Here is a 14,132-nt window from a genome sequence, read left to right on the forward strand (position 1 = left end):
GCTCGCGCGTGTCGCACGCGCACACGTCCGTACGGCGGAGTCACCCCGCCACCTGTGAAAACACGCGCGCGCGGACGTGTCGCCGGGACACTTACGGAGATAGCGTGGGCGCCGCACGGAGGACGCGTAGGACTCCGGCGCAGATGGGACCCGGATCCCGGTTGACGGGGCTCCGGGTGGCAGACTGGGGAAGCAGCCCACGAGGTGATCCACCCCGGCAGTGAAGCGTACAACAATGGGCGCTTTTGTCTGCCAGAGGTCGCGTTAGCCATACACCCGGACACATGATCGCGTCAGGCGAATCGCACTTTTTCACTCGAACGTGTGTTTGGCGCAACCTTTCGAAAGCAACTACCGTTGTCCAGCAGGGAGACCATCGAGAGGGGCCGACGTGACCACCACCGCAGACAGTGCCACCATCACTGCCCAGGACCGCTCCCAGGGCCGAGTCGAGCCGGTACATGCGATGAACGAAGCCACGAATCCTGAGGGACACAAGCGCTCCCTGCCGGGCCGACCTCCAGGCATCCGGGCGGACAGCTCCGGACTCACCGACCGGCAGCGCCGGGTGATCGAGGTCATCAGGGACTCCGTGCAGCGGCGCGGTTACCCGCCGTCGATGCGCGAGATCGGCCAGGCCGTCGGGCTCTCCAGCACGTCCTCGGTCGCGCACCAGCTGATGGCGCTGGAGCGCAAGGGCTTCCTGCGCCGCGACCCGCACCGCCCGCGCGCGTACGAGGTGCGCGGCTCCGACCAGGCCGTGACCGTGCAGCCCACGGACACCGCGGGCAAGCCCGCCGCGTCGTACGTCCCGCTGGTCGGCCGTATCGCCGCCGGTGGCCCGATCCTCGCGGAGGAGTCGGTCGAGGACGTGTTCCCCCTCCCCCGGCAGCTCGTCGGTGACGGCGAACTGTTCGTCCTCAAGGTCGTCGGCGACTCCATGATCGAGGCCGCGATCTGTGACGGCGACTGGGTCACCGTCCGCCGCCAGCCGGTCGCCGAGAACGGCGACATCGTGGCGGCCATGCTCGAGGGCGAAGCCACCGTCAAGCGCTTCAAGCGCGAGGACGGCCATGTCTGGCTCCTCCCGCACAACTCGGCCTATGAGCCGATCCCTGGCGACGACGCGACCATCCTCGGCAAGGTCGTCGCCGTGCTGCGGCGCGTGTGACGGCTGCGGCGGGCGGGCCGGGAACGGCCCGCTCCCTGACCGGGCCCCGGAACCCCTGCGCCGGTTCCGGGGCCCTGTGCGTTCGCCCCAGAGCCGCCGCCCAGCCCACCTGGGCCTGACTGCCCAGGTGGGAGACCTCTATCAGGCTTCCGTCTGCTTCGCGGCCGCGTCGATCGCCGCGAGCGACTTGCGGACCTGATTACGGTCCGTGGTGGACCAGAAGTCGGGCAGTGACGCCTTGAGGTAGCCGCCGTACCGCGCGGTGGCGAGCCGCTGGTCGAGCACGGCGACCACACCACGGTCCCCCGAGGCCCGTACGAGGCGGCCGGCCCCCTGGGCCATGAGCAGAGCCGCATGCGTCGCGGCCACCGCCATGAAGCCGTTGCCACCCGCGTCCTCCACCGCCTTCTGGCGGGCGCTCATCAGCGGGTCGTCGGGGCGCGGGAACGGGATCTTGTCCATGACGACCAGCTGACAGCTGGGGCCCGGGACGTCGACGCCCTGCCACAGTGACAGCGTGCCGAAAAGACAGGTCTTGGGATCCGCCGCGAAGTTCTTGATCAGCTCACCGAGCGTCTCCTCGCCCTGGAGCAGGATCGGGAACTCGGGGATCCGGGAGCGCAGCTCCTCGGCGGCGAGCTGGGCGGCCCGCATCGACGAGAACAGTCCAAGGGTGCGGCCGCCGGCCGCCTGGATCAGCTCGGTCAGCTCGTCGAGCATGTCGGTGCGCTCGCCGTCCCGTGCGGGGCGGGCGAGGTGCTTGGCGACGTAGAGGATGCCCTGCTTCGGGTAGTCGAAGGGCGAGCCGACGTCGATGCCCTTCCAGGCCGGGAGATCCTCGCCCTCCACGCCCTCGGGCCCCAGCCCCAGGGAGGCGCCGACGCCGTTGAAGTCGCCACCCAGCTTGAGGGTCGCCGAGGCGAGGACGACACTGCGGTCCGCGAAAAGCTTCTCCCGGAGCAGCCCGGAGACCGACATGGGGGCGACACACAGGGAGGCACCGAAGCGGTCGTGGCGCTCGTACCAGACGACGTCCCACTCGGAACCGTTCAGGACCCGCTCCGCCACGTCGTGCACCGTCTCCACCGACGCCAGCGCCTGCTTGCGGACCGCGTCCTCGTCCTGGACGGACTTGTCGCGAGTCGCGCCGATGGCGGAGATGACCGTACGGGCCGCGTCCCGCAGCGCCATCAGGGCATAGCCGAGGTCTTCCGGGGTCTCCTCCAGACGGCCCGGCAGAGCCAGCTCCATGACCCGCTCGAAGCCCTCGGCGGCGGTCTGGAGCTGGTCGGCGGCCTTCTCGTTGACGAGCTTGGCGGCTCGGCGCACGGCACGGTTGACCTGGCCGGGCGTGAGCTCACCGGTGGCGACGCCGGTGACACGGGAGACCAGTTCGTGCGCCTCGTCCACGATCAGCACCTCGTGCTGCGGCAGAACCGGAGCACCCTCGATGGCGTCGATGGCCAGAAGCGCGTGGTTCGTGACCACTACTTCGGCGAGCTTGGCACGCTCGCGGGCCATCTCCGCGAAGCACTCGGCCCCGTAGGCACACTTCGACGCGCCGAGGCACTCCCGCGAGGACACCGACACCTGGGCCCAGGCACGGTCGGAGACGCCCGGCGTGAGGTCGTCCCGGTCGCCGGTCTCGGTCTCGTCGGCCCAGTCCCGCAGGCGCAGCAGGTCCTGGCCCAGCTTGCTGGTGGGCGCGGCGGCCTCGAACTGGTCGAAGAGCCCGTCCTCCTCGTCCTGCGGCACGCCCTCGTGCAGGCGGTGCAGGCAGAGGTAGTTCGACCTGCCCTTGAGCATGGCGAACTCCGGGCGGCGGCGCAGCAGCGGGTGCAGGGCGTCGACGGTGCGAGGCAGGTCGCGTTCCACGAGCTGGCGCTGCAGCGCGAGTGTGGCCGTGGCGACGACCACACGCTCCCCGTGCGCGAGCGCGGGCACGAGATAGCCCAGCGACTTTCCGGTGCCGGTGCCGGCCTGGACCAGCAGATGGGATCCGTCGTCGATCGCCTCGGCGACCGCTTCGGCCATGGCCACCTGGCCGGGGCGCTCCGTACCGCCGACGGCTGCGACAGCGGCATGCAGGAGTTCGGGGAGTGAGGGCTTCGTCATAGCCCGACCACCCTACGGCCCGGCACTGACAAACGGGCGGTCAAGGCTGGTGCGAGGGGTGGGATCACTGCCGGGACTCCTGGGACGGGACGGGATGGGATGGGACGGGACGGGGATAGGGACGGGGACGGGGCTCCGAAATTCGTTCCGTCGAGCGGGAACGTCCAGAGCCCACCGGACGTACAACATGTGAACGCGTCGTCACATCGCGTTACATCAGACCGCGCAGGACTCGGTCCCGGATCATGAGGGCGGCCCGCTTACCGGGCAGGTCGACCTCGGCCGCGTACCGAAAGCCGGCGCTCAGGAAGGCGGCCACGGAGGGGGTGTTGCGAAGATCGGGCTCCGCGATGACACGAGCGCAGGCGGGGCGGCGGTCGAGGACCAGATCGGCTACGGATCTGAGCAGGGCGGATCCCAGTCCGCGCCCTCGGTCGGCGGCGCCGCCGATGAGGAGGTGGAGCCCGGTGTCGTGCGGACGGGCCGGGTAGTGGCGGGCCAGTGGATCCAGGTCCGCCCGGTAGATCTCCCAGTAGCTCATGGGCGTGCCGTCCAGCACTCCCAGACAGGGCGTGCTGCGTCCGTCCCCGTCGAGTTGGGCGCGCAGATGGCTCTCCGTCTCGTTGTGGGGCCCGGCCAGCTCCCAGAACGGGGCGACGACGGGGTCGTTCATCCAGCGCTTGATGAGCGGCAGGTCGTGCTCGACGCGTACCGGCACCAGCTGGAACCTGCCCACGGGGGTGGGGATCGGCCCCCAGGTGGAGACATGGTCGAGCAGGTCGTCCAGGGCCTCGGCGAGGCGCGCCCCGGCGAACTGGGCGACGAACTCTTCGGGCAGGCGCAGGTCCAGCGTGTCCTCGCCGTCCCCGAAGGGGGTGCCGGTGCTCGCGTCGGTGGGAGGCACGGTTGCGCTCCTCTCAGGAGACGAAGGGAGTCATGGTCCTCGGAGATGACGGAAGACAGTGCGGTTCGTTCAGGAGTGAAGGGGGTTGGCGATGGTGACGTAGACGGACTGGGTGTCGACCGGGCCGACGAGTTCGTCGAGGCCGTGCAGCCTGGTCAGCAGGTTGGCCTTGCAGCGCAGCACGGGTGAGTCGAGCAGGAGGCCGGGCAGCGCGGAGCGCGGGGCGACGGGGCCCGAGGCGACGTCGGTGAGGAAGCGGCGGAACGCCGCGAGGAGCAGTCGCTCGTCGGCGAGGCGCTGGGAGCCGAGCGCGCCGATCAGACCGAGCACGTTGTTGATGGCGAGGTAGTACGCGAAGCGTTCGTCGGTGACCTCGTCGGAGACGAACGTGTCGCTGCGCTCGCCGATGCCGGGCAGCCGGGCATCGAGGTCGGCTCGCCGGGACTCGCGGAAGTAGTAGCCCTGGTTGTCGCGGTAGCGGCCGCCGGCGGGCCAGCCGTGGCGGTCGAGCAGGAGCAGCGTGTTCTGCTGGTGGGCCTCTAGGGCGATGCCGGCCTCACTGTCCAGCCACAGCACGGGCCGGACGACCTGCTCGAGGTAGCGCAGGAACCACTCCGCGGCCACGGCTCCGACGGGCCGGCCGGTGCGTGCGGACAGCCGTGCGACGAGCTGGGCCAGGCGGGACCGTTGGGGCCAGGCGCCGTGCGTCGGCGCGGCGTCGGTGCCGGGTTCGGCGAGGGGCCGGGGCGAGACGAGACCGGCGACGCAACTGACGTCGTCGGCCGGGGCGAACGGGTTGTGCCTGATCACGACGTCGAGGCCGGGCACTGGGCGGCCGTCCGGGTCGTCGACGGCAAGCCAGGCCGGGTCGCGGACGATGTCGAAGCCGGGGTGCACGGCCTGCCACTGCTTGGACAGGCCGCTGCGCAGCAGCCGGTGCACTTCGACTCCGCGGTGGAGTTCCTTGCGCAGGTTCTCGCGCCGGGAGTTGGTGATGCGCAGACCCAGTGACAGCTTGAGCATCGCGGGGGCGCCGGACCGGTGGACGGTGCGTACGGAGGAGGTGGGGTGCCAGGGAGAGCCGAGCGGACCGAGGTCGCGCAGGGCGCCGGAGTCGAGCAGGGCGGCGACCGGCTCACGGTGCCGGATCTCACGTGCCTGCCAGGGGTGCAGGGGGAGGACGGAGTAGCCGTCGGGCAGGGGCAGGGCGGTCCCGGCGAGTCGTTGCGCGAGGTGGTCGGCGGGGACGGGTCGGCCGCGCTCGGTCCAGGCCGAGTCGGTCGCGAGCAGAGAGGGGGCGACAGCCATCCAGTGCAGGGGGAAGGAGCCGCGCAGTTCCGGTGAGTACAGCCGGGCTTCGGCCTCGGTCAGGCCCTCCCGGCTCTTCGGGGTCGGGTGCAGGGGGTGTCCGAGGAGAAGGGCCTGCTCGGCGCTGAGGAACAGGTCGGGGCCGTCCGCCGGGCGTGCGCGGCGGTCGCGGACGAAGACCGCGGTGCGGCGCAGCGAGTCGGCCACCCTGGCGACCAGGTCGGCGCCCTCGTCGGCGGCCGTGGGCTTCGAGGTGCTGCTGCCCTCCCTGTCCCCGGGTGTCTCCCTGACGAGCAGGGCCGCGAGGGTGACCGCGTCGATGGATGGGGCCGTTTCGGGAGCGCCGGCGAGACGGGGTGGTCCGAAGCGGTGCCAGCCCGTCGGGGACCAGTGGCGGATCGGTGCCGTCAGGGCGGTGCCGCTGGCGGGCAGCGGGATGCGCAGGGTGTTGGTGGCGGGGGCGGCGAGGTTCGTCTCCCGTACCCAGCAGCGCAGGAGGCTCTCCACGGCGGCGGCCTGGGCTGCGGTGCGGGGGTCGGGATCGTCCAGCGGATCGGCGCCGGGCTCTCCTGCCCGCGTGGCGTCCGGGGTGCGCCGCTTCTGCGGGGGAACCGACTCGGCGAGTGGCACGGGAGTGGGCTGGGCGCCGGAGTCCCCCTGGTCGTCGGGGCTGCCGGACCAGCCGTCGGGTGTGGGGGTGGCGTTCAAGACGGCTCCTCGGGGCTGATCTGGGGTGGTGCGGGGTGGTTCTCGTTCGGTCGGGTCCGCTCGGTCGTCGTGCCGTGGTCGGTGGGGGCGACTGGTAGCGCTGACGGGGCCGTGTGGGGCGGGGCGTGCGGGCGTGGTCGGGGTGTCTGTCGGGTGGTGAGGGGATGACGGTGCGGGACGGGACGGGCTGGACGGAGGTGCGGTGGTGAGGGGGTGTGGTGCAGGCCGCGGTGGGCTCTCCGGCTTCGGCGGTGTGGCCTCCGCTGTGCGGTTTCTAGCCGGTGCCCTGGGCAGGGCCGTCCTGCTGTCGCTGACGGCGGCCGCGGTCCTGCTGATGGCGGGCCGCCGCGGCCACCGCGTCGGTCAGGCGGTCCAGCACGGCTGCCGCCTGTTCGTCGCTGATGGTCAGCGGCGGAAGGAGCCGCACGACACTGTCGTGGCGGCCGCCCAGCTCCACGATGAGGCCGCGGTGGAGGCACTCCCGCTGGACGGCCTGGGCGAGTTCGGGGTCGGCGGGGCGAGGCGTGCGGGTGGGTTCCAGTCCGCTCAGTGCCCCGCGGTGGTCGTCGGCGGAGGGGCTCTGGCCCGGTCCGGTCCCGTCGCCCTCGGGGTCCACCAGCTCGACCCCGATCATCAGGCCGCGGCCGCGGACGTCGCCCACGCAGGGGAACTCCGACTGGAGTTGCCGCAGTTGGGACAGCATCCGGGTGCCGAGGGCGGCGGCTCGCTCGGCGAGGCCGTTCTCCCGGACGTGGGCCAGGGTGGCGGTGCCGGCGGCCATGGCGAGCTGGTTGCCGCGGAAGGTGCCCGCGTGGGCGCCGGGTTGCCAGACGTCGAGGTCGTCGCGGTAGACGACCACGGCCAGCGGGAGGCTGCCGCCGATGGCCTTGGACAGGACCATGACGTCGGGCGTGACACCGCTGTGCCCGACGCCCCAGAAGGAGCCGGTCCGGCCGACACCGGTCTGGATCTCGTCGGCGATCAGCGGGACGGACCGGTCGGCCGTGATCTGCCGGATGCGGCGCAGCCAGTCGTCCGGTGCCGGGATCACCCCGCCCTCGCCCTGGACGGGTTCGAGGATCATCCCGGCAGGCAGAGGCACGCCCGACTTGGGGTCGTCGAGGAGGGACTCGGTCCAGCGGGCGGCGAGTTCGGCGCCGGTCGGGCCGCCGACACCGAACGGGCAGCGGTAGTCCTGCGGGTACGGCAGGCGGGCGACCCGTACATCGCCTGCGCCGCCGGAGGCGGCCAGGGCGCCGGACGTCATGCCGTGGTAGGCGCCGGTGAAGGCGAGCATGCCGGTGCGCCCGGTTGCGGCCCGGACCAGTTTGAAGGCGGCCTCGACCGCGTCGGTGCCGGCCGGTCCGCAGAACTGGACGCGGGCGCGGTCGGCGATCCCGGGCGGCAGGGTGCGGAACAGCTCGGTGATGAAGGCGTCCTTGACGGGGGTCGCCAGGTCGAGGACGGAGAGCGGGGCGCCGGATTCGAGGACGCGGCGGATGGCTTCCAGCACGACCGGGTGGTTGTGGCCGAGGGCGAGGGTTCCGGCGCCGGAGAGGCAGTCCAGGTAGCGGCGGCCATCGGCGCCCTCGATGGTCAGCCCCCGGGCCCGCACGGGCACGATGGGCAGGGCCCGTGCGTAGGTGCGCGCCGCGGATTCACGCGCCGACTGGCGCCTGAGGATCCCCTCGTGCACGGCACGCGCTCCCCCGTGAGCGCCTTCAGCCACCGACTCGGTCACGGCCACAGCTCGCTGTCCTCCCCGCTGTCCAGAGGCGAGTTGATCCACGGGGACCGGGCACAGGCAGCAGGATCCCCACCGCTACCAACAGCTCACCGGCCTGCGGGTTACGGGTTGCCTCAAGATCCTTGCCGTGACGGAACTGTTGCGCTTCCGTCGGAAGTCCCCCACAGCGAGCGCATAGTGTGTGGTCCCGTTCCCAGAGGGCCGTGAGACCGGCATGAACTCCCCATGAGTTCCTGGCCGGTGTCGGGGCCGAAGCGCCGAGTTCCTTTACAGCAGGGGGAGTCAAGAGCATGCGATCCATACGGCCGTCGTTCACCGTTCGCCGAGGGAGGGGCGTGTCCCGCAGAACCTCCCCCGTGCTGGCGACGGTCGCCCTCGCTTCGGCGCTGGCGCTGACCGCCACCGCCTGCAACGGCGACGGTGACGACCACGCCGACGGCAAGCCGACCGTCAGTGCGACGGCGAACGGGGCCGGCGACGGAAAGATCCAGATCCCGGACGACATCAAGGACAAGCTCAAGAAGCACGGGATCGACATCGACAAGTGGAAGAACGGCGCCTGGAAGAACTGGAACAAGGACGACTGGCTGCGCGAGGCCAACGACTTCATCAACCCGATCATCAAGGGCCTGTGGGACCCGGACCGGATGCGGGGCGCCAACGACCCGGACAAGGGTGTCGACGACAACGACATCTCCGGTGACCAGGGTGTGACGGACCCGACGCCGGCGCCGGTGAAGGCACAGGCGGTCAGGCCGCCGTACCACACCAACGCGGCCACGTCGGGCAAGGTGTTCTTCGACTCCCCCGAGGGCACCATGGTCTGCTCGGCGACGGTCGTCGAGGACCCGGCGCACCCGGGCAAGTCCAACCTCATCTGGACGGCGGGCCACTGCGTGCACGCCGGCAAGAACGGCGGCTGGTACCGCAACATCGCCTTCGTGCCGTCGTACAACAACGCGGGCAAGTCGGCCGACCAGCTGCAGAACGCCACCCGGGAGCAGGTCGCGCCGTACGGCGTCTGGTGGGCCGATGCGGCGAAGACGTCCCAGCAGTGGATCGACCAGGGCGGTGAGACCGGCGGCAACGGTGCCTCCTACGACTTCTCCGTGATCCATGTGACGCCGGAGCAGGGCAATGCCGGCAAGTCGCTGGAGGAGACGGTCGGCGGAGCGCTTCCGGTGAACTTCAACGCCCCGGCCGTGCCGAAGGTCAGCAGCATCACGGCGACCGGCTACCCGGCGGCGGCTCCGTACGACGGTCGGCTGGCATACCAGTGCCAGGACAAGCCGGGCCGGCTGTCGATCAACAAGTCGGACCCGACGATGTACCGCATCGGCTGCACAATGACCGGCGGCTCCTCCGGCGGCGGCTGGGTGGAGACGGGCGCGGACGGCAAGCCGGCGCTCGTGTCCAACACGTCCATCGGCCCGGTGACTTCGGGTTGGCTGGCGGGTCCCCGGCTGGGTGAGGTGGCCAAGGGCGTGTACGACTCGGTCAGCAAGAAGTTCGCGGGGCAGTAGGCCCGCGGGCACAGCCCGGGCATGGGCGGCGGCGAGGCCTCTCACAGGAACCTTCACCGTCTCGCCGCCGTCCGTCCCCAATCCCACGGGCATAGTGGGATGTCATCACATGCTTCAACGGGGGGTTACGCACTCATGCGTTCCGCACGAAGGTCCTCGGTGGGCCGTCGCCGTACCGTCCTCGCCGCGACCGGCCTCGTCGCCGCCCTGGCGCTCACCGCCACGGGCTGCAACGGCTCCGACGACAACAAGGCGAGCGGCCAGGCCGGCGCCGGCGCTGCCCAGGCCACCGACGACGGCGGCAAGATCCACATCCCTGACGACATCGCCGGCAAGCTCAAGGAGCACGGCATCGATGTCGACAAGTGGCAGAACGGTGGCTGGAAGGACTGGGACAAGGACAAGTGGCTCAGTGAGGCCAAGGACTTCGTCAACCCGGTGATCCAGGGCCTGTGGAAGCCGGAGCGGATGAAGTCCGCCAAGGAGGCCAACAAGACGCTGTCCACCAAGGACGCCGCCGCCGACCAGGGAGTCAGCGATCCGGAGCCGCAGCCGGTGCGGGCCGTGGCGGAGAAGACGCCGTACCACCGGAACGCGGCCCCCGTGGGCAAGGTCTTCTTCGACTCGCCCGAGGGTGCGATGGTCTGCTCCGGCACGGTGATCAAGGACGTCAACCACCCGGGCAAGTCCAACCTGGTGTGGACGGCGGGCCACTGTGTGCACGCCGGCAAGAACGGCGGCTGGTACCGCAACATCGCCTTCGTGCCGTCGTACAACGACCTCGGCAAGCCGGAGTCGGAGCTGGCGAACGCGACGACCTCGGAGGTCGCCCCTTACGGCACCTGGTGGGCGGACTGGGCCTCGACCTCGAACGAGTGGATCCAGGGCGGCTCGGAGACGGGCGGTGCGGGGGCGGCGTACGACTACGCGGTGCTGCATGTGAAGCCCGAGTCCGGGGCGAAGTCGCTGGAGGAGACGGTCGGGGCGGCCCTCGACGTCGACTTCTCGGCGCCGTCCGCGACCGAGGTGGCGACCATGGGCGCCTGGGGCTACCCGGCGGCGCCGCCGTTCAACGGGCTGAAGATGTTCAAGTGCCTCGACCGGCCCGGCCGGCTGTCGCTCAGCTCGTCGCTGCCGACGATGTACCGGATCGGCTGCACGATGACCGGCGGCTCCTCCGGCGGCGGCTGGTTCCGCGTGGTGAACGGCAAGACGGAGCTGGTCTCGAACACGTCGATCGGCCCGACGAACAACACCTGGCTGGCCGGCCCGCAGCTGGGCCGGGAGGCGCAGGCGCTCTACCAGAACATGAGCAAGACGTACGGCGGTCGGTGACCCGCGGAAAACCGAAGGCCCGCCCCTCGCGAAAGGGGCGGGCCTTCGGGCTGTTCCAGGCGGCTCAGGTGAGCTGCGCCGGGACGTACGGCGCGAGGTCCGCGGCGAGTTCCTCGTGCACCCGGACCTTGAGCAGGGTGCCCTCCGCGGTGTGCTCCTCGGAGATCACCTCGCCCTCGGTGTGGGCACGGGCGACGAGCTTGCCGTGCGTGTACGGCACGAGCGCCTCGATCTCGACGGACGGCCGCGGCAGATCGCGGTCGATCAGCGCGAGCAGCTCCTCGATGCCCCGGCCGGTGCGGGCCGAGACCGCGATGGAGCGCTTCTCGTTCCGCAGCAGCCGCTGGAGCACCAGCGGGTCGGCCGCGTCGGCCTTGTTGATCACGACGATCTCGGGCACGTCGGTGGCGCCGACGTCCCGGATCACCTCACGCACGGCGGCGAGCTGCTCCTCCGGCACCGGGTGCGAGCCGTCGACCACGTGCAGGATCAGGTCGGAGTCTCCGACCTCCTCCATGGTGGAGCGGAACGCCTCGACCAGGTGGTGCGGCAGGTGCCGGACGAAGCCCACGGTGTCGGCCAGGGTGTACAGGCGGCCGCTCGGGGTCTCGGCGCGGCGGACGGTCGGGTCCAGGGTCGCGAACAGGGCGTTCTCGACCAGGACGCCCGCGCCCGTGAGGCGGTTGAGCAGGGAGGACTTGCCGGCGTTGGTGTAGCCCGCGATGGCGACGGACGGCACCTTGTGGCGCCGGCGTTCCTGGCGCTTGATCTCGCGGCCGGTCTTCATCTCCGCGATCTCCCGGCGCATCTTCGCCATCTTCTCGCGGATCCGTCGCCGGTCCGTCTCGATCTTGGTCTCACCGGGGCCACGGGTGGCGAGGCCACCGCGACCGCCACCCATCTGGCGGGACAGCGACTGACCCCAGCCTCGGAGCCTCGGCAGCATGTACTGCATCTGCGCGAGCGCGACCTGCGCCTTGCCCTCTCGGGACTTGGCGTGCTGGGCGAAGATGTCCAGGATCAGGGCCGTACGGTCGATGACCTTGACCTTGACGACGTCCTCCAGCTGGATCAGCTGGCCCGGGCTCAGCTCACCGTCGCAGATGACGGTGTCCGCGCCCGTTTCGATGACGATGTCGCGCAGCTCCAGCGCCTTGCCGGAGCCGATGTAGGTGGCCGCGTCGGGCTTGTCGCGGCGCTGGATCACGCCGTCGAGCACGAGCGCGCCCGCAGTCTCCGCGAGGGCGGCCAGCTCCGCGAGGGAGTTGTCCGCGTCCTGCGCGGTGCCCGTGGTCCACACCCCGACGAGCACGACCCGCTCCAGGCGGAGCTGTCGGTACTCGACCTCGGTGACGTCCTCCAGCTCGGTGGAGAGGCCCGCCACGCGGCGCAGGGCCGCGCGCTCGGAGCGGTCGAACTGGTCGCCGTCCCGCTCGCCGTCGATCTCGTGGCTCCAGGCGACGTCCTCTTCCATCAGGGCATCGGCCCGAAGACCTTCGGGATAGTCGTGCGCGAGGCGCTTGGTGTCCTGGGAAGGGGAAGAAGAGGAGGTCATTGGATCCTTACGTCGATGCGGATGCGGATTCGGCGGTCATAGTCAGAACGCGCGAGCACCCCCGGAGATTCCCGTGCGGCGTGCCGCGCCGACCTGAAGCCGACCTGAAAATGGTCGCACGGCACGGCACGTCTCGTCACCGCCTTATTTCCGAGCCGGGCCCTTGGTGTTCCCGGTGTTCCTGGCGTCCTTGGTGTCCGTGGCGTCCTTGGCCGGCTTCACGGTCTTCCAGTCCGGGTGGCCGGGCATCGGCGGGGTCTTCTCGCCGTACAGCCAGTCCTGGAGGAAGCCGCTCAGGTCACGGCCGGCGACGGTCGAGGCGAGGCGGACGAAGTCGGCGGTGGAGGCGCTGGAGTCCCGGTACTGCTTGACCCACGTCTTCTCCAGGCGCTCGAAGGCCCGCACGCCGATCTTCTGGCGCAGGGCGTACAGCGCCAGCGCGGCACCGTCGTAGACGTTGGGACGGAAGATGCCGATCTTCTGGCCGGGCGCGGGCGGCTTGGGCCGGGCGGGCGGGCCGCCGGAGTCGCGCCAGCGGTCGGAGGCGCTGTAGGCGGCCTTCATCCGGTCCTCCAGGGGCTTGTGCGCCTTCTCCTCCGCGTAGAGGGCCTCGTACCAGGTGGCGTGCCCCTCGTTCAGCCAGACGTCGGACCAGGTGCGGGGGCTGACGCTGTCGCCGAACCACTGGTGGGACAGCTCGTGCACCATGATCGACTCGAGGTACCACTTGGGGTAGGCGGTCTCGGTGAACAGGTTCTTCTCGAAGAGCGAGAGGGTCTGCGTCTCCAGCTCGAACCCGGTGGAGGCCTGTGCCATGAGCACGCCGTACGTCTCGAACGGGAACTTGCCGACCTTGCTCTCCATCCAGGCGATCTGGTCGGGCGTCTTCGCGAGCCAGGGTTCGAGGTCCTTGCGGTCGGCGCTGGGCACGACGTCCCGGAGGGGCAGTCCGTGCGGTCCCTCGCGGTGCGCGACGGCGGAGCGGCCGATGGACACCTGGGCGAGTTCGGTGGCCATGGGGTGCTGGGTGCGGTAGGTCCAGGTGGTGGAGCCGCCGACCCGGTCCGCTCCGGCCGGTACGCCGTTGGCCACGGCGGTGTAGGCGTTCGGGGCGGTGACGTGGAAGGTGAACATGGCCTTGTCGGACGGGTGGTCGTTGCACGGGAAGACCAGGTGGGCGGCGTCGGCCTGGTTGGCCATGGCGAGGCCGTCGGAGGTGCGCACCCAGCCGCCGTCCTCGTCCTTGCCGGTGACGGGATCACTGGTGTGCTTGACGGTGATCCGGGTCCAGCGTCCCTTGTGCAGGGGGCTGTCCGGTGTGACGACCAGGTCCTCGCCCGCGCTGGTGAAGCCGGCGGGGTGGCCGTCGACCTCGACGGACTCGACCTTGCCGTGCGCGAAGTCGAGGTTGACGCGGTCCAGGCGGCTGGTCGTCCAGGCGTCGATGGTGGTGACGGCCTGCAGCGGCTTGTCGTTGGTGCCGGGGTAGGTGAAGGACAGGTCGTACGACGCCACGTCGTATCCGGGGTTGCCCAGGTACGGGTAGAGGCGGTCGCCGATGCCCAGGGGCTTGGCGGGTGCGCCGGCGGCCAGGAGGCAGACGGAGACGGCGGCGGCGAGCAGGGCCGCCCTCCGGCGGCGGAGGGGCCGGTGTTTCACGCGCGGGCGAGAGGTGAGCGGCATGCAACACCGCTACCAGCGCGCGCGTGCTCCACGGCGGCGACGCGCGCCCGGCCCACCCGAACGGGTTGGTCCGGGCCGCCTTT

The 14,132-nt window shown here is 71.0% G+C and carries 9 protein-coding genes; 3 read left to right on the forward strand and 6 right to left on the reverse strand.

The genetic code is table 11. The features are described 5' to 3' along the window. Positions 1-391 precede the first annotated feature (391 nt). The gene (lexA, locus tag CRP49_RS02830; protein ID WP_094216449.1) at positions 392-1,171 is read left to right on the forward strand and encodes a transcriptional repressor LexA; all 780 of its coding nucleotides are present in this window, start codon (positions 392-394) and stop codon (positions 1,169-1,171) included. Between the two features lie 141 nt (positions 1,172-1,312). On the opposite strand, the gene CRP49_RS02835 is transcribed toward lexA, so the two are convergent. From CRP49_RS02835 to CRP49_RS02850, 4 genes are all read right to left on the reverse strand, one after another. After that, positions 1,313-3,286: an ATP-dependent DNA helicase gene (locus CRP49_RS02835; RefSeq protein WP_097252010.1), complete on the reverse strand. Its 1,974-nt coding sequence runs from the start codon at positions 3,284-3,286 to the stop codon at positions 1,313-1,315. 211 nt (positions 3,287-3,497) lie between these two features. Then, complete coding sequence (locus tag CRP49_RS02840; RefSeq protein ID WP_097252011.1) at positions 3,498-4,190, reverse strand: GNAT family N-acetyltransferase; 693 nt, start codon at positions 4,188-4,190, stop codon at positions 3,498-3,500. Between the two features lie 69 nt (positions 4,191-4,259). Beyond that, on the reverse strand, positions 4,260-6,206 hold the full coding sequence (locus CRP49_RS02845) for an IucA/IucC family siderophore biosynthesis protein (protein ID WP_097252012.1): 1,947 nt from the start codon (positions 6,204-6,206) through the stop codon (positions 4,260-4,262). Positions 6,207-6,480: 274 nt separating this feature from the next. Beyond that, positions 6,481-7,953 (reverse strand): diaminobutyrate--2-oxoglutarate transaminase family protein, encoded by a 1,473-nt coding sequence (locus CRP49_RS02850; protein ID WP_179851480.1) that lies wholly within the window; start codon positions 7,951-7,953, stop codon positions 6,481-6,483. A gap of 290 nt (positions 7,954-8,243) precedes the next feature. Between CRP49_RS02850 and CRP49_RS02855 the strand changes: the two genes are divergently transcribed. Further along, the gene (locus tag CRP49_RS02855) at positions 8,244-9,476 is read left to right on the forward strand and encodes a serine protease (RefSeq protein ID WP_097252014.1); all 1,233 of its coding nucleotides are present in this window, start codon (positions 8,244-8,246) and stop codon (positions 9,474-9,476) included. A gap of 135 nt (positions 9,477-9,611) precedes the next feature. Continuing rightward, positions 9,612-10,811 carry a serine protease gene (locus tag CRP49_RS02860; protein ID WP_097252015.1) on the forward strand — a complete coding sequence of 400 codons (1,200 nt, stop codon included), beginning with the start codon at positions 9,612-9,614 and terminating at the stop codon, positions 10,809-10,811. 64 nt (positions 10,812-10,875) lie between these two features. Here CRP49_RS02860 and hflX read toward each other — a convergent pair whose 3' ends face one another. After that, positions 10,876-12,366 carry a GTPase HflX gene (gene hflX / locus CRP49_RS02865; RefSeq protein ID WP_097252016.1) on the reverse strand — a complete coding sequence of 497 codons (1,491 nt, stop codon included), beginning with the start codon at positions 12,364-12,366 and terminating at the stop codon, positions 10,876-10,878. Between the two features lie 144 nt (positions 12,367-12,510). Further along, positions 12,511-14,049, reverse strand: coding sequence for a M1 family metallopeptidase (locus CRP49_RS02870; RefSeq protein ID WP_097252017.1), 1,539 nt, complete (start codon positions 14,047-14,049; stop codon positions 12,511-12,513). Positions 14,050-14,132: the final 83 nt, after the last annotated feature.

The organism is Streptomyces sp. Ag109_G2-15 (genome assembly GCF_900215565.1).
Classification (GTDB): domain Bacteria; phylum Actinomycetota; class Actinomycetes; order Streptomycetales; family Streptomycetaceae; genus Streptomyces; species Streptomyces diastatochromogenes.